The sequence below is a fragment of the Paenibacillus camerounensis genome (genome assembly GCF_000723885.1).
GTDB classification, from domain to species: domain Bacteria; phylum Bacillota; class Bacilli; order Paenibacillales; family Paenibacillaceae; genus Paenibacillus_AQ; species Paenibacillus_AQ camerounensis.
The window spans coordinates 87511-103142 of the sequence record NZ_CCDG010000021.1 but is presented as its reverse complement, the minus strand read 5'-3'; the positions used below and the strand labels follow the sequence as shown (position 1 = coordinate 103142).

Below are 15632 nucleotides of genomic sequence, written 5' to 3'. Positions count from 1 at the left end.
TTCGTTAATATCTATTTTTAAAATGAATCAAAAAAAGGCACAGCGCACTTACCTGCGCCATGCCTAATGATACAACCGTTACGCTCCGGCTTCCTCAGCCAGTATCTGCAGCTTCAGCAGCTTGATCCGTGATATCCGTTTGTTTTCGGTTTCCTCTACTACGAACAGATGGCCGTCGAATTCGGCCGTCTGGCCTTTTTGCGGAGGACTTACCTCAAGCTTGGAATACAGCCAGCCTCCAATGGTATCATAATCATCCGTCTCCATATGAAGCCCCAGCATGTCATTGATTTCTTCTATCAGCATAAGACCGTCAATGGAGAACTCGTCTTCCCCCAGCCGCTCAACACCGGGGCGTTCATGGTCGAACTCATCCTGGATTTCGCCTACAATCTCTTCCATGATATCCTCCAGTGTAACCATGCCGGAAGTGCCGCCATACTCATCAATGAGGATAGCAATCTGTGTCTTGGCCCGCTGCATCACCTTTAGCAGAGCACTGATCTGAATAGACTCAGGCACCGTCAGAATCGGACGAATCAGCTCCGTATACTTCGGCGTGTTCTCACGGATCAGGTCCTTGATGTGAATGAAGCCTAGAATATGATCCTTATCGCCGTCGCAGACCGGATAACGTGTTCTCATGCCGTCATAAGCAATCTCCAGATTCTCTTCCGCCGGCAGATGGCTGTTCAGACAGATCATTTCGGTTCGGGGAATCATAATCTCCCGCGCCATTGTATCTGCGAATTCAAAAATATTGTCTACCAGTGTCATTTCGGTATTGTCGATAAGACCGCTTTTGTTACTCTCCTGCATGATAATACGGATTTCTTCCTCAGTATGCGCAGTGGCCAGCTCCGAAGCAGGAGCCAGACGGAATATGCGCAGCAGCCCCCGGGCCAAACCGTTCACGATCCAGATAAACGGATACATGATCCGGTAAAAAACATTCATGGCTCCCGAGGTTAGCAGAAGCACCGCCTCAGCCTTGTTCACCGCAATTGTCTTCGGAGCAAGCTCACCAAGCACAATATGCAGAACCGTAATGAACATAAAAGCAATAATCAGCGAAATGACATAAACGGCAGTATCGCCAAAGCCCAAACTTGTTACAAGCGGCCCGACAATCGTGGCTACCGCCGGCTCTCCAAGCCAGCCGAGTGCGAGCGAGGCAAGCGTGATGCCAAGCTGGCAGGCGGACAGGTATGCGTCCAGATTGTGCACGATGTCTTTAGCTGCTAGCGCTCTTTTGCTGCCTTCCTCAATCAGTGATTCAATGCGGCCGCTGCGCACCTTGACCATTGCATACTCAACCGAAACAAAAAAGCCGTTAAACAGCACAAGCATGATAATAAGACCTACATGTAATATACCGGGTAAAGGGTCGCTCAAATTATACTCCTATCCACCGAGTCCTTGTTCAGCGGATAGGCCCACCTCCTTCGTTTATTCAGAGTGTCAGTCTGCGTCATAGCAGCTGTTCCTTTCATCGTCAATTTCCCAATGCCTTCATCTCCTGACTGTAATCACGGATGTTAAGATATACTGTATTATATTATTATCCGCGCCACAAAAACAGGTATTATTAGTGTAAAAATATGATTTCGCTGCCAATCTTATGGACATTCCATTCAAATGGATAGATTTTGATGCCGTTGATCCGGCAAAAAAAAGACAGTCCCGCTAATTCGGGACTGTCTTATTCAAGGAAAGCCTCTGTGCCTTACCGGCAGTTGCGGGTAGGCGGATTGCCGATTACGCCGGGATACTGGTAAGCCAGCGGCTCATCAAAGGTGGCATAATCGAAGTAGATCATCAGCAGCACAGTGCGCTGTCCGGTAACCGGATCACTGATGATAATGTGGTCACGGCCGGCAGCCTCAAGCACGCCTTTGTATACCTTAGCATTCCACTCTTTGTTATTCTCGTATGTGTAGTAGAACGTTCCGACCTTGCCGAGGTTCAGCCGGAAAATATTTTCGATGTACGATTGTTCAAAAACGGGTGCGGTTGTAGGCACTACTGCTCCGCCCGGAGTCATCGGGCTTCCGCTGGTCACCTGGGGCGGCATGGTTCCCATTGGCATCATGGCCCCGCCGGGGTTGCTGCCGATCATATAAGTAACGGGACGGTAAGGTTGGCTGATCATTTTTGTAAAACCTCCTAAGTAAATGTTGGCTCAGGGAGACAGCTCCGGCGGACGGACCCAGCCGTTCTGTCTCCTGCAGCCTGCGGGCGCCTAGTATACAGCCGGGCAATCCTCAGCGGTCGGGGTAAAGAAGCAATGGGCCTTGTAACGTCCGGTATTCTGCTGGTTATACCACGTTGCCGGACAGGCTCCGACTGGACGGAAGAACCATAGGGCGTTGGAGGCCGGCCAGGTTCGTTCACCTGCGATAGCCCGTTTGGCCAGCCTGATGTCCGACTCTCTGGCCCGCTGGTAAAAGTAACTCTTCTGCGGGGCCTCGAAGCCGCCTGGACTCTGATACACCATATCGTTCACATTCCGGATGTTGTTGAAGTCTAGACAATTTCCGAGAATCCGGTTGACCCCGACATTGCCGACCATCAGCATGCCGGAATCCCCATCCTCCTCGGCTTCCGCCCTCATCAGCCGTGCCAGCACCCTCACATCTTCCGAGTTCGTTTTGATAACGGCCATGTGTTCTCCTCCTTCTTTCCTGCTCGCTGTATTGTATGTGCATCCGCCTAAGAGGTGACAGTCCGTTATGAATTTCTCAACGCCTCAGCCTCCCGTTACAGCAGATCATGGCTCATAGATCATCTTGCGGGTCATGCCACCGTCAATCACCAGCTGTGCCCCTGTAATGAAGTTATTCTCCGGGGCTGTTAAATACAGGCAGGCCCGGGCTATATCCTCCGGCTTACCGACACGGCCGGCCGGATGCTGCTTATGATCAGCCTCACGCAGCCCGCTATAATCCCCGGTCTCAATCCATCCCGGACTGATACAGTTCACAGTTATACCATCCTTCCCCAAGGTTACTGCCATCGCATGCGTCAGGGCGGTTATCGCCCCTTTAGATGCTGCATAAGCCTCCGTATCAGGCTCAGACATCAGCGCGCGGGTTGAGGACAAATTGACGACCGACCCGCCGCCCGGGTTCCTCCGCATGTGTTTGGCCGCCTCCCGGGTCGCAAGAAATACGCTCCGGGCGTTTGTATTAAGCACCTTGTCCCAGTCATCTGCAGACAGCTCGTACAGCGAAGCCGCATGCGGATTTGCGATCCCGGCATTATTGACTAGAATGTCGACTGTTCCATACTTCTCCGCTGTATGGGCAACAAGCGCTATAATCTGATCTTCCCGGCTGACATCACAGGACACATATTCAGCATGTCCGCCCGCTGCGGTAATCTCTTTTGCCGTCTTTTGACCCAGTGCGGATTCCAGCTCTGCCACAACTACCTTTGCCCCTTCCGCAGCGTAAGCAGCGGCTACCGCTCTGCCGATCCCGCGGCCTGCGCCTGTAACAATTACAATTTTGTTGGCATATTCCACTATTCATTCTCCTCCTAAGCTGGCTGGTGATAGAGTCATAATATAAATATCCCCTTATTCCGGTTAAGGAATCAAGGGGATTGTACTGAGACCGTACTATATAGTAAATAAACTGCAGCCGCTACTAACGTCTTGCTTCAACCTCCTGCTATTCTGCAGTTGAGTAATGGGGATGCCGCTTGAAGCCATGGTATCTGGTTCCCTGATAGCTTAATATGCCCCTGTCCCCTTCTGCACTCATGCCGAATTCACTGCCGTCCACCTTGAACTCCATCCGGACGCCGTCCTGCAGCTCATAAGTCAGATAATAAGTGGTGCTGGTCCGGCTGGACTGGCTGTCATCCTGAAGCTGCTGCTGGCGGACTTCACTGCGTTTGCTGACAATACGGGCGGGGATAGTGAGCAGGGGCGAGCTGTTATTGCGGCTCCACTGAAACAAGCCTCTGCCTGCAGATACTGCTACAATACCGATCATCACCACAAGGAAGATCGGTATCACTGTTCCGGTAAGATCAAACATCCAAGAAGGATCCGAGCCCATTCCCATGCTTATTCCCCCTCATACCCCAAATACTTGCCGCCCCCTGCACATTCATGGGGATGCTTCTGTACATGTATATGCCTTATCCTTCTAATACAGCATCACTAATAATACAAATAGCCTGACGCTGCAGAAGTTCCTGATTTACGTTTTTGAATGCAAAAAAGACCACTCTGTTCTCAGTTACGAGAACGTATGTGGTCTTTAACCGCTGCTTGCCGATCTATTACTCTATGCATGCACAAGATCAAGAAATTGTCTGGTTTCATTCTCTTCGGTCGGCATCATACCGTTGTCAGCCCAGCAGGCTCTGCATTGCTCTTCCGTTTCACACAGGTGAGCGTCATCGCAGTTATAGCACAATTGCAGAAGGTTTCTAGTCACATAATCCGTTTCGAAAGTTGTCATTATAATCTCTCCTATTCGTAGATGAAAGTTTGTGAAAAAATGAACTTGTTTTCTATGTGTTAAATATATCACAAGCGTTTTCGTTTGTCATGTGATTTTTTTCACATTTTTAAAGAAAATTTGAAATACGTTTTTTTGTTCAACTTTTGGACAAAGCTTGGATTAGTACAGCCTATTTATATAGCTGTCGTTGAGCGAGGCTGTCACCTGTTCAGCACTGATTCCGGGCAGCTTCACATGATCTGCTATCATCTTCGGAATATCAGGTAATTGGTCCTTTGCCGGCCAGGATTCCGGATTCCACAGGCTTGAGCGTTTGAACGCTTTGGCACAATGAGTATAACATTCCTCTACTTCTACCATAATCCTTACCAGCGGCGTCCGCCCGTAAGCTTCCATTTGCTGCAGCAGCTGCTCATCCCGGACAATTGCCGCCCGCCCGTTCACCCGCAACGTCTCTTCAAGCCCCGGTATCATAAAAATCAGCCCTGCCCGCGGGTTAGATAACAGATTAATCAGCGAGTCCATTCTGCGGTTGCCCGGGCGTTCAGGAATGACCAGCCGGCGCTCGTCCAGAATCTGCACAAAACCCGGTGCATCCCCTCTTGGTGAAACATCCACATGACCTTCATGATCTGAAGTAGCCATCATCAGGATCGGGGACCGGGCGATAAAACGCCGGCAATGCTCATCAATCACACCAATCACCTTGTGCTGTACAAGCTGCCCCGGGGAACCCAGCAAATCACGCAGCTCTGCTTCCGTTTCTATTCTCTGATATTCAGACATAAGCATCCTCCGTCAAAAAAAGAAGACTGCACAGAGCAGCCTTCCTTCACTCATATAGATTCTGCTACATGACGCGCCAGCTGACCCCGCCGTTCGTTGTCTGCAGCAATATGGACCTGCGGTCCTCTTCCTTCTGGATCAGCAGCCAGCCCACATCCTCTGAAATAAACTGTAGCTTCACGATCTCAGGGTATTCAAGCAACTTTGACTGGAGGACACTGCTGGCCGGCAGCGGCACCCAAGTCTGGCCCTGGTTCACGGTTTTGAAGATCATATTACCGCTCAGCAGCCAGCCGGTCCCGGCACTAATAAAAGCGGGCGGAAGATAACGGTTGACTCCAGTCTGGCTGTTCAGCACAAAATCAACAAATTTCCAGTTGTCACCGCCGTTAGCTGTAAAGTAGCCGTTATAAGTCACGCTGTTTTGCTTGTCTGTCTGACAGGCTGCCGGGAGAAAGCCGGCGGCACTGTTTCCGCCGAAAAACTCCGGTTCTCCGGTAATCACCTTGTCGCAGCCTCCCCACTCTGCATTAACCAGGATCTCCTGACCCGGATGCCAAGTAACCCCGCTGTCGCTGGTCATGTAGATTTTGGGTAGCGCACCGGTCTGCAGGGTCACCAGTCCATGCGTGGTGTTCTTAAAGATCATTCCGGTAACAATACCGGCCATAGGAATCGTGTTGTTCGGCAGGTTCGGATTATACTGTTCATTCTGCATAACCATGGTCCAGGTCGCTCCTCCATCCTTAGTGGCATAGAGAGCCTTACTTGACTTGGTGGCATTTGCATCCCAGGAGGTCATCAGCCAGCCGTTCTGCGGAGAACTGAAGTAAATAGACGATACCGTGTTCGAATCGGGAAAAGAAGATACCTTCCAGCTCTGGCCGCCGTCTGTGGTCCGCAGAACAACCGTCTCCGTTACCCCGAACGAGCTGCGGATAATCCAGCCGTTATGAGGATCAGTGAAAAAAATTTCTTCCCCGTACACCGGATTGGCCAAAAACTGAACATTTGTTGAAGGTGAAATATTAGCCCAGGTTCCCCCATTATCCTTGGTCATATAGATCCGCAGTTCCTTTTTGGTGACACCCCATGCCAGACCGACCGATTCATTCAGCAGCCTGAAATCGGTCAGACGGGTCTGGATCTGATATTTTGGCGTGCTTTCATTGGTTACGTTTTTGGCATCGCCGGGGGTAATCAGCGTAATCGTCTGCCCTTCCTCCGGCGCTTCCGTCGGCTGAGGAGGCAGAGTCGGTGCTGGTGCCGGGGATGAGGAGCAGGCTGATACAATCAGCAGGATAAAAAGAACCGCAGCGGATATTCCCAGCTTCCTGTAACCTGCAGTGTAAGGAAACAAGGCTCTCCCCCCTTTCTTTTGACTTACTTCTTATTCAGTTTACTGTTTTTATAGCCATAGAGCCAGTAGATCAGTAATCCGAGGACCAGCCAGATGAAAAATCCGATCCAGGTTTCTCTGCCCAGATTATACATCAAATAACCGCAGGCTGCTGCACTCAACAGCGGAATTACCGGAACCCAGGGCACTCTGAACCCCCGTTTGAGCTCTGGATGCGAACGCCGCATGACGATAACACCAAGCGAGACCACGAGGAAGGCGAACAAGGTCCCGATGCTTGTCAGGTCGGCAAGCCGGTCCAGCGGCACAAAGCCGGTGAATACGGCAATAATGCCGCCGACCATCCAGGTGCTGCGCACCGGAGTCTGTGTCTTTGTATTAATCTTCGCCAGGCTTTCGGGAAGCAGCCCGTCCCGGGAAATGGCGAACAGCAGACGGGTCTGTCCGAACAGCAGAACGAGCAGCACAGTCGTCATACCGGCTATGGCCCCGACGGAGATCAGGCCGGCAATCATATTCTGATCCACAAACCGCAATGCGAAGGAAACCGGATCGCTGACATTCAGGTTCTGATAAGGCACAATTCCGGTCAGCACGAGCGAGACTGAAATATACAGGACTGTGCAGATGGCAAGTGAAGAAATAATTCCGATTGGCAGATCTCGCTGCGGGCGCTTGACCTCTTCAGCAGCCGTCGACAAGGCATCAAAGCCGATATAAGCGAAAAATACCGTCGCCGCCCCGTTAACGACCCCGTGGAAGCCATAGGGCAGAAACGGTGTCCAGTTCTCCGGCTTAACATAGAAGATACCGGTGAAGATAAACAGCAGGACCACAGCGAGCTTTACAACTACCATTATCGCATTAAAGCGTGCTGTTTCTTTGACGCCTCTTGTCAGCAGATAAGAAATCAGCAGGATGATAATCACTGCAGGCAGATTTATAAAGGTACCTTTGTCCGCATTATATGCCCCGGACAGCGCAGTAGGCAAATGAATTCCGAAGCCCTCCAGCAGCCCCTGAAAATACCCGGACCAGCCGCTGCTTACCGCTGCAGCCGCAACTCCGTATTCCAGCACCAGATCCCAGCCGAGAATCCAGGCCAGCAGCTCACCAAATGCAACGTAGCTGTAAGCATAGGCGCTGCCTGATACGGGAAGTGTCGAGGCAAACTCCGAATAGCAGAGTGCGGACAGCACGCAGGCGATTCCGGCAAGTACGAAGGACAGCACCAGGCCGGGTCCGGCATGCTCTGCAGCAGCAACCCCTGTCATTACAAAAATGCCGGTACCGATGATCGCACCCACGCCGAGTGCGGTAAGATCAAGGGCACCTAAGGTTTTGCTGAGCTTGCCGGCATTGTCGCTCACAGGGACAGCCAGCGGTTTCTTGCGGAATAAATCCATACTTCTTTTCTCTCCTGTCAATAATAGTGATATATCGCTAATGACCTTATGGTCAGCAAGCCAAAATAATGCCGGAACCAGGAACCGGCAGCCCTATTGCCAAATGTTGTTGTTAGCATACCCGCATCCGGGGTAATGGATTAAAAACAGCATGCTTGAAAACACTACATTTAACGATTATGATGGTTAAGATTGGACACAAAAAATTCGAACTTCGGAGGAGATGTATCAATGGCCCCCCCATTTAAGCCCAATCGTGTCGTAGTTATCGGCACCGGTGCAGTAGGAACAACAACCGCTTATACCCTGCTGCTGCGCAGACGTATGCAAGAACTGGTACTTATAGATGTCAATCATCAGAAGGCCCTTGGAGAAGCGCTGGACATGAATCACGGCATGCCGTTTGTCGGCGGCGTGAAGCTATGGGCAGGAACCTATGAAGATTGCCGGGAAGCGGATATCATTATCGTTACCGCCGGTGCATCGCAGAAGCCGGGCGAAACCCGGATCGATCTGCTGCGCAAGAATATTGCCATCTTCAAAGACATCATCCAAAAAATCACTAAATACAACCATCATGCCATCCTGCTGATTGCTACGAATCCGGTGGATATTCTGGCTTATGCCACCCTGAAGATCAGCGGCTTTGACCGCAGACGGGTCATCGGTTCCGGTACTGTGCTCGACAGCGCACGTTTCCGTTACCTGATCGGAAAGCACAAGGAGATTGATCCGCGCAGTATTCATGGACAGATTATCGGGGAGCATGGTGATTCAGAGCTTCCGGTATGGAGTCTCGCCAATATTGCGGGAACTGACCTTGGCTTCGATGAAGCGGAGCGCAAGGATATCTTTGAAGACACCAAAAATGCCGCGTATGAAATTATTGATGCCAAAGGCTCTACGTCCTATGCCATTGCACTGGCACTGGACCGGATTGTTGTCTCGATTCTGGACAATGAAGGCGCTGTACTGAATGTCTCTACCCTGCTTAACAACTACAACGGAGTGTCCGATGTATTCCTCGGTGCACCTTGTGTCGTTGACCGTTCCGGTGTGCGGGAAGTTCTCGATCTGCCTCTTAACGAGGAAGAGCAGGCCTTGTTCCAGAAATCGGCGGACAAGCTGAAATCAGAGATTTCCAAGCTGGAGCTGTAAAAATAGCATTCTCCTATAACAAACAAGGGCTATCTCCCGGTCGCTTTGTCGGACCGGAAGATAGCCCTTGTTTGCGTACACCCGCACACAAAAGAATCCGTCCTTCAGCGTGTATCGCACACACCGCTGTTAAAGGACGGAGTTAACTTGCCATGTCATTTTGTTAATATAACATGAAACATTTTTATCTGACAATGAAATTAATATCCTGGACGTAATTTCCAGATTAACGAATCACCGGACGCTGGTAATATTCTTTTAACACCTGCTCTGCTTCCTTGCCGTAAATATCGAACCCGACGTTAGTCGCCGCTTCTTCAGCCGGATACAGCTTCGTACTCCAGTCCCACCAGAAGAAACCGGCGAACCAGGATTCATCCCAGAAGGTCTCCAGCGCCGAACGGTAAAAGTTCGCCTGCTCCTGCTGGGAAGCCGGAAGCTCCTTATGGCTGAAATCCCACGGCATCGTGGCACAGCCTAACGCGCTGCGGCAGCCAATTTCAATAAAGACAAGCTTCTTACCGAACCGGTCAGCCAGTGCCTTCAGCCGCGGCTTCTGCTCCTCCCAGGAGGCCCGCATATTCTCCAGAGTATCGCCCGGAACGGACGCTACCGGATAATATGCGCTTGTTCCGATATAATCAACCTCGTCAAGCCACTCAATTCCCTCTTCTTTACCATGATTAGCATTGTACACAATCGGGCCGTTATACAGGCCTTTGACCTCACTGATCAGATTGCGCCACTCTGTCTCCCGCGATTCTGTAGCCACCATCTCGCAGCCGATGCAGAACAGCTCACACTCCAGCTCCTCCGCCAGTTCTGCATAATGCTTAATGAAGTTTGTATAGGACTTGAACCAGGCAGCCCAGTAAACATCCCCATCCTCAGGAAAACCGATCCGGGCTCTCCAGATTCCGTCTCTGGAGTTCACCACCGGTTTCAGGCACACCTTCAGCCCCAGCTCTTTAGCCAGCTTAACCGTATGCTCTATATCCCGGTCTGTCATTGTATATCCGTAGTCAAAATAAATCTCGGTGGAATGCACCGTGTCCTGCCACGTCCAAAAGGACAGAGCAATCCATTCACTTCCGGTTTCTGCCAGCTTCCGCAGCGATTCCTCCGCATAAGGCTGCCTGTATGCTCCTCTTGTTGATTCCCAGCCATAAGTCATTCCTTTAAAAAATCCTTCTTTCACCGCTGTATCCTCCCGTTGATTAAATTAGCAGCTTCTCTCCGCTTATAACATTTAGAATTAATATCTATCTTTTGTTAGGATAATTGAAAAACAAAATAATAACAAGTTATTATTTCATGATTGCTCACCCTACAAAACACGGAGTCTATAAATATGAAAAAACCGGCGGACTTTTGGGTCCTCCGGCTTGTTCGAATAAACACATGATTAGGGAATTCACTGGTATGAACTATGCTGTTCTCATTGGTTACTCCACAACCGCCGCTTCCTTCTCCGGTATGCTAATCTGCAGCCTGGCCATAGCCTCTTCCTTTTCACGGCTCGTAATATGTGTATACACGGTTGTAGTCTGAATCGAGGAGTGGCCCAGCAGCTCCTGTACTGTCCGCAGATCCGCTCCCTTGCGAAGAAGCATGGTAGCGAAGGAATGACGCAGCTTGTGGCTTGAATACGCACGGCGGTGCGCCTCGGGCACACCCTGCTGGAACCGCTCAAACGTATCCGCAGCAATCCCCTGAATCCCTCGTATGGAGAGTCTCCGGCCTTTCTGCGAGATGAACATGGCTTCTTCTTTACTGCGCCACGGTGTCAGGCGCTCATTGATCGCTTCTTCCAAATAAGGTGCGACAGCTTCCGGGATCGGGACATTCCGCCATTTACGGCCTTTCCCAAATACACGCAGCGATCTGCGGTCTGCACTGTAATCATTAAGATTAAGCGTGTGCACCTCCCCTACCCGCAGCCCCATATAGGACATAAGAAGGAAGACTGCGAGGTTGCGGCTGCGGTATTTCCCGCTGACAGCTGACAGGAACTGCTGCAGATCGCTCTCACCCAAATACACCGGCTCACGGTTTTTTTCGGTCTTGGATTTTTTGATGCCGGCAGCGGGATTAACGGTGAGCAGCTCAAGCTCAATCAGCGCCCGGAACAGGCAGTTGATGGAGGCATGCTTCCGGTTTCTGGTCGAGTCACTGACGCCCCGTTCACGCACAGAGGTCAGATAGGAGACTACATGCAGCTTTTTGACGGATTCCAGCCGCTTGCCATTAAGTCCCTCCAGGAATTCACGCACATCAGCAAGATAAGACTTCTGCGTGTATGCAGTAAATCCGGCATCCTTCATCCAGATCAGAAATGCCTCCAGCTCTTCTTCGTAATCCGTTTCCAGCTCACTCACTGCCGATCCCCCCTGTTTGTGCGCCATTCTGCTGCATGTATCTGTACGATTGCCAGAAATTCATCGAGTGCGGGTGAAACCCATTTTTTGTTATGGTAGGCCATTTGTGTAGCTACCCGCTGAGACTCATCATTCCAGTTCAGACGTGCCAGCTTGCCTTCAGACAGCTCATTTCTGACCGTAATCAGCGGCAGGAAGGAAATGCCCAGCCCGGACATCACACACTGCTTAATGGCTTCAATGCTCCAGAATTCCAGATTAGGATCGGGATATACGCCATGGCTGTTAAGATGGCGCTCAAACAGTGTGCGGTAGGTGCACCCTGCCTCTGTATGCAGGATAGTCTCCTGCTTCAGATCGAGCGGCATAACCTCCTGTAAAGCAGTCAGCGGGTGATCAAGCGGCGCCACCAGCGTCATTTCCACCTGAATCAGCGTTTCACAGGTTAAGTCCTTGTATTCGGTGTCCGGCTGAAGCAGAAAGACCAGATCAAGCTCACCGGTGCGGGCCATCTCCGTCAGCTCCCAGCAGACCCCCGGCTTCAGCGTAATCCGGACCTGGGGATGAGACATGCGGAATTCCTTGATAATCCCCGGCAGACGGAACGCAGCCAGTGATTCAGGTGCACCTATGCGCAGCACACCGGATAGCTCCGTTTCCGATCGCAGCGCACCCTCTGCCAGGGCATGCATCCGGGAAATCTCCTGTGCGTAAGGCAGCAGGCGGCGTCCGGCATCAGTCAGCATGATTTTTTTGCCGATCCGGTCAAACAAAGGCTGGCCCAGCTCTATTTCGAGTGCCTGGATCTGCGCTGTAATGCTCGACTGCGCATAGTCCAGCTTCTGGGCGGCTCTTGTAAAGCTGCCTGCCTCAACTACAACCAGAAAGGTGAATAAATGCCTAGATTCCATAGCTTGCCTGCCAGCCTCCTTATAAAAAAGTTATCATCGGTTTTTTGAATGGATAGTATTTAATAATTCCGTTTTTCCAATGGATCTATTATCTGATACTCTATACATAAATACAAGGAAAGCGGGATATTTAAATGAAGCAAAGCAATTCTCTGCAACGCAATATCGGCATGCCGCAGGCCATTGCCCTCTACATCGGTGCTGTGCTCGGCTCCGGGGTGCTGATCGTTCCCGGCCTGGCGGCCGAAATGGCCGGACCGGCATCTCTGCTGGCCTGGGGCTTTATGACACTGTTAATTCTTCCATTGGCGCTGTCGATGGGACTGCTGTCTGCCAAATATCCGAATGCCGGCGGCGTATCACACTTTGTAACACTGGCGTTCGGTCCGCGGGCCGGAGCGATGGTCGGCTGGTTCTTCCTGATGTCTGTTCCGATCGGCGGACCCGTTGCCGCGCTAACCGGGGCAGGCTATATGACCGCCGCCATGGGCTGGAGCGACGGTGCAAGAATCGCTATTGCTGCCGGCATGCTGGCAGCGGGGCTGATCACGAACTGGATCGGGATGCAGGTCGCCGGCAAAGTGCAAATTGCCGTCGTAATCGCCATTGTCTCTGTGCTGGTCTTCTCCTTTGCCGCGGCGCTGCCCCGGATGGAAAGCACTCATTTCACTCCGTTCCTTCCGCACGGCTGGACCAGCATCGGGCAAGCTGCTGCAATTCTCTTCTGGTGCTTTATCGGCTGGGAAGCCGTGTCTCATCTGTCAGAGGAATTTAAAGATCCGCAGCGTGCTGCCATAAAAGGGGTTACCATTGCCGCTGTCATTGTAGGCGTACTCTATTTCCTCTCTGCCCTGGCAACGGTCGGCACTCAAAGCTATCTCCGGGGCGGAGCAGATTCTTCGCTGGTCTGGATCATCAGCCAGCCGCTGGGAGCATGGGGCGGCTTCATCGCCGGACTCACCGGAATGTTCATTTGTACGGCAACCATCATCGCCTATACAAGCGCAGCTTCACGTGTAGCCTTCGCTTTAGCCCGTCAGGGCTACGCGCCCCGGTGGATGAGCCGGTTATCCTCCCGGTATCAGACACCGTCAGGTGCCACGATGTTCCTTATGGGCTGCTATGCAGTAATCCTGTTTCTGTACGGAAGCGGACTGCTGTCTATAACCACCCTGATACAGTTTCCGAACGCAACCTTCATCCTGACCTACATCGGCGGCTGCGCGGCAGGTATACGATTGCTTAAGGGCAGCCGGATGGGCGTAACAATCAGCTGGATTTCTTTTTCCGCGACGGTAGCAGTGTTTCCGTTTACCGGCTGGGCAATCGGTTATCCGCTCGCCATTGCGGCATGCTTCACGGCCATTGTCTGGCTCCGGAGCAGCCGCCGTTCGCTGCCTGATCTGCCCGAAAGAAAACCGCAGCAGAAAAAGTCCAAAGTCATTTAATACAATTGAGAATGTATATAATTGCTATACACAAACAGGCCGCGATACTCCTTAATTGCTAAGGAATCGCGGCCTTTAATATTGAATCCATACTATTCAACCTCAAAGTGAATCGTTTCAGACTGTATGCAGCGGGTTATGGATGAAGGAGAGAAGTTCTATCATTCATAACACACGAAGGAGAGATAATATATGTCGGATTATAATAAAATCGTACTGGAGCCAGCTGCCCTGCAATTTGCGAATGATAACTCGGAGCCCCCTTTTCTCCCTGACCTGGGGCCGGAAAAAGGCCGGGAAACAGTAAATAATGTTCAGTCCGGCGAAGTTGATAAGCCTGCAGTCGACATTCAGGATACTATCGTCTCTGGCGGTCCCGGCGGTAAAGTGCCTGTGCGGATTATCCGCCCGCTGAACAGAGTCGGTGACGACCTGCCGGTCATCCTCTATATTCATGGCGCAGGCTGGGTGTTCGGCAACAGCCACACCCATGACCGGCTGATCCGGGAGCTGGCGGCCGGTGCGGAAGCTGCGGTTGTTTTTCCAGAATATAGCCTGTCCCCGGAAGCCAAGTATCCTACTGCTATTGAAGAAATCTATGCTGTCCTGGAATGGATTTCCAAGGAAGGCGGAAAAAACGGGCTGGACAGCGGTAATGTGACCGTGGCCGGTGACAGTGTCGGCGGTAATATGACAGCGGCTATTACACTGATGGCTAAGGAGCGCAGCGGACCGAAGATCGCCAAGCAGCTGCTGTTCTATCCGGTAACAGATGCCGCCTTCGATACTGAATCCTATCATCTGTTCGCAGAAGGCTACTTCCTGCAGCGTACAGGCATGCAATGGTTCTGGGATCAATATACAGCCGACCCGGAAGAACGGGCGCAGATCACCGCCTCTCCGCTCCGGGCCAGCCTTGAGCAGCTAAGCGGTCTGCCCGAGGCACTGATCATTACCGGTGAAGCGGATGTGCTGCGTGATGAAGGCGAAGCCTATGCCAATAAGCTGCGCGAAGCCGGAGTGCCTGTTACAGCTGTACGCTTCCAGGGAATCATCCATGACTTTGTTATGCTGAATGCAATGGCAGATACCGAAGCGAAAAAAGGCGCCTTGCTGCTGGCAACCGCCTGGTTAAAGCAGTAACTGCGTTTTCCCAAGGCAGCTCAGCCCGCTTTATACGTATAACAGGCCAGCCCCGACATTTGTGGGGCTGGCCTGTTTGTTATCCTTATATTCAGTACAAATGTGCTCCGCTTATTTCCGCTGGGCATAGAATTCAGCCGCTTTCAGCAGCATATCCTTCAGCGAGCCGAACGAGGTCGTTTTGTTCACATGCTCGTCCAATTGATCCTGGGGCAGCGACTTCAGGTCGTCAGCCGAGGAGCCGGAGAATCCGCCGCTTTGCAGGAGCTCCTTCAGCGACCCGAAGGAGGTAAACTTCTGCAGAAACGGGCTGGACAGCAGCTGCTCCAGAGGCAGCTTGTCCAATAGCTGATCTAACGGAAGCTTATCCAGCGGCAGCTTTTGCAGCAGTTCCCCTATATTCCCGTCTTTAACTGAATTCATAAGACCCTGGACCTTATCGCCCAGTCCGCCAAGATGAAACCCCATGATTGTTCCTCCTCTGAGTTGTAGTTGCTTTTTATTACCCTAATCCGTTAACCGCGAATATAGGTGACATATATATTATTATGTTAACCATATATT

16 protein-coding genes are annotated in these 15632 nt (G+C 51.5%); 3 read left to right on the top strand and 13 right to left on the bottom strand.

The genetic code is table 11. The features are described 5' to 3' along the window. Positions 1-78: 78 nt before the first annotated feature. The 9 genes from BN3772_RS08400 to bcaP all read right to left on the bottom strand — a co-directional run bounded on the left by BN3772_RS08400 (position 79) and on the right by bcaP (position 8030). Positions 79-1395 carry a hemolysin family protein gene (locus BN3772_RS08400; RefSeq protein ID WP_042177198.1) on the bottom strand — a complete coding sequence of 439 codons (1317 nt, stop codon included), beginning with the start codon at positions 1393-1395 and terminating at the stop codon, positions 79-81. Between the two features lie 331 nt (positions 1396-1726). Next, entirely contained in the window at positions 1727-2152 is a 426-nt protein-coding gene (gene gerQ / locus BN3772_RS08395; protein WP_042198668.1) for a spore coat protein GerQ, read from the bottom strand. 90 nt (positions 2153-2242) lie between these two features. Then, positions 2243-2665, bottom strand: a complete 423-nt coding sequence (locus BN3772_RS08390) for a cell wall hydrolase (protein ID WP_042198665.1) — start codon at positions 2663-2665, stop codon at positions 2243-2245. 105 nt (positions 2666-2770) lie between these two features. Then, on the bottom strand, positions 2771-3526 hold the full coding sequence (locus tag BN3772_RS08385) for an SDR family NAD(P)-dependent oxidoreductase (RefSeq protein ID WP_042198663.1): 756 nt from the start codon (positions 3524-3526) through the stop codon (positions 2771-2773). A 148-nt stretch (positions 3527-3674) separates the two neighbouring features. Next, positions 3675-4073 carry a DUF2500 domain-containing protein gene (locus tag BN3772_RS08380; RefSeq protein ID WP_081947636.1) on the bottom strand — a complete coding sequence of 133 codons (399 nt, stop codon included), beginning with the start codon at positions 4071-4073 and terminating at the stop codon, positions 3675-3677. Positions 4074-4298: 225 nt separating this feature from the next. Continuing rightward, positions 4299-4475 carry a hypothetical protein gene (locus BN3772_RS30880; RefSeq protein WP_167336659.1) on the bottom strand — a complete coding sequence of 59 codons (177 nt, stop codon included), beginning with the start codon at positions 4473-4475 and terminating at the stop codon, positions 4299-4301. A gap of 162 nt (positions 4476-4637) precedes the next feature. Next, entirely contained in the window at positions 4638-5264 is a 627-nt protein-coding gene (locus BN3772_RS08375; RefSeq protein ID WP_042198662.1) for a pyridoxamine 5'-phosphate oxidase family protein, read from the bottom strand. A gap of 64 nt (positions 5265-5328) precedes the next feature. Beyond that, complete coding sequence (locus BN3772_RS08370) at positions 5329-6624, bottom strand: WD40/YVTN/BNR-like repeat-containing protein (protein WP_042198660.1); 1296 nt, start codon at positions 6622-6624, stop codon at positions 5329-5331. 23 nt (positions 6625-6647) lie between these two features. Beyond that, entirely contained in the window at positions 6648-8030 is a 1383-nt protein-coding gene (bcaP, locus tag BN3772_RS08365; protein ID WP_042177209.1) for a branched-chain amino acid transporter BcaP, read from the bottom strand. A 231-nt stretch (positions 8031-8261) separates the two neighbouring features. Between bcaP and BN3772_RS08360 the strand changes: the two genes are divergently transcribed. Beyond that, positions 8262-9188: an L-lactate dehydrogenase gene (locus tag BN3772_RS08360; protein WP_042177214.1), complete on the top strand. Its 927-nt coding sequence runs from the start codon at positions 8262-8264 to the stop codon at positions 9186-9188. 226 nt (positions 9189-9414) lie between these two features. Here BN3772_RS08360 and BN3772_RS08355 read toward each other — a convergent pair whose 3' ends face one another. The 3 genes from BN3772_RS08355 to BN3772_RS08345 all read right to left on the bottom strand — a co-directional run bounded on the left by BN3772_RS08355 (position 9415) and on the right by BN3772_RS08345 (position 12477). Beyond that, a complete protein-coding gene (locus BN3772_RS08355; protein ID WP_042198658.1) occupies positions 9415-10386 on the bottom strand; it encodes a glycoside hydrolase family 113 in 972 nt (323 codons plus the stop codon). A gap of 247 nt (positions 10387-10633) precedes the next feature. Then, positions 10634-11593 carry a tyrosine-type recombinase/integrase gene (locus BN3772_RS08350; RefSeq protein WP_042198656.1) on the bottom strand — a complete coding sequence of 320 codons (960 nt, stop codon included), beginning with the start codon at positions 11591-11593 and terminating at the stop codon, positions 10634-10636. Further along, complete coding sequence (locus BN3772_RS08345; protein ID WP_042198655.1) at positions 11563-12477, bottom strand: LysR family transcriptional regulator; 915 nt, start codon at positions 12475-12477, stop codon at positions 11563-11565. Before BN3772_RS08345 ends, BN3772_RS08350 begins: the two co-directional genes overlap by 31 nt. Before the next feature lie 134 nt (positions 12478-12611). Between BN3772_RS08345 and BN3772_RS08340 the strand changes: the two genes are divergently transcribed. Beyond that, positions 12612-13925 carry an APC family permease gene (locus BN3772_RS08340; RefSeq protein ID WP_042198653.1) on the top strand — a complete coding sequence of 438 codons (1314 nt, stop codon included), beginning with the start codon at positions 12612-12614 and terminating at the stop codon, positions 13923-13925. A 192-nt stretch (positions 13926-14117) separates the two neighbouring features. Next, on the top strand, positions 14118-15068 hold the full coding sequence (locus tag BN3772_RS08335; protein ID WP_042198651.1) for an alpha/beta hydrolase: 951 nt from the start codon (positions 14118-14120) through the stop codon (positions 15066-15068). A 111-nt stretch (positions 15069-15179) separates the two neighbouring features. On the opposite strand, the gene BN3772_RS08330 is transcribed toward BN3772_RS08335, so the two are convergent. Further along, positions 15180-15536 (bottom strand): hypothetical protein, encoded by a 357-nt coding sequence (locus tag BN3772_RS08330; RefSeq protein WP_052380423.1) that lies wholly within the window; start codon positions 15534-15536, stop codon positions 15180-15182. Positions 15537-15632 lie beyond the last annotated feature (96 nt).

Excerpts from the sequence above, each read along its gene's own strand:
- bcaP (WP_042177209.1), bottom strand. The coding sequence starts at position 8,030 with ATGGATTTATTCCGCAAGAAACCGCTGGCTGTCCCTGTGAGCGACAAT.
- BN3772_RS30880 (WP_167336659.1), bottom strand. The coding sequence starts at position 4,475 with ATGACAACTTTCGAAACGGATTATGTGACTAGAAACCTTCTGCAATTG.
- BN3772_RS08375 (WP_042198662.1), bottom strand. The coding sequence starts at position 5,264 with ATGTCTGAATATCAGAGAATAGAAACGGAAGCAGAGCTGCGTGATTTG.
- BN3772_RS08340 (WP_042198653.1), top strand. The coding sequence starts at position 12,612 with ATGAAGCAAAGCAATTCTCTGCAACGCAATATCGGCATGCCGCAGGCC.
- BN3772_RS08380 (WP_081947636.1), bottom strand. The coding sequence starts at position 4,073 with ATGGGAATGGGCTCGGATCCTTCTTGGATGTTTGATCTTACCGGAACA.
- BN3772_RS08335 (WP_042198651.1), top strand. The coding sequence starts at position 14,118 with ATGTCGGATTATAATAAAATCGTACTGGAGCCAGCTGCCCTGCAATTT.
- BN3772_RS08350 (WP_042198656.1), bottom strand. The coding sequence starts at position 11,593 with ATGGCGCACAAACAGGGGGGATCGGCAGTGAGTGAGCTGGAAACGGAT.
- gerQ (WP_042198668.1), bottom strand. The coding sequence starts at position 2,152 with ATGATCAGCCAACCTTACCGTCCCGTTACTTATATGATCGGCAGCAAC.
- BN3772_RS08390 (WP_042198665.1), bottom strand. The coding sequence starts at position 2,665 with ATGGCCGTTATCAAAACGAACTCGGAAGATGTGAGGGTGCTGGCACGG.
- BN3772_RS08345 (WP_042198655.1), bottom strand. The coding sequence starts at position 12,477 with ATGGAATCTAGGCATTTATTCACCTTTCTGGTTGTAGTTGAGGCAGGC.
- BN3772_RS08330 (WP_052380423.1), bottom strand. The coding sequence starts at position 15,536 with ATGGGGTTTCATCTTGGCGGACTGGGCGATAAGGTCCAGGGTCTTATG.
- BN3772_RS08360 (WP_042177214.1), top strand. The coding sequence starts at position 8,262 with ATGGCCCCCCCATTTAAGCCCAATCGTGTCGTAGTTATCGGCACCGGT.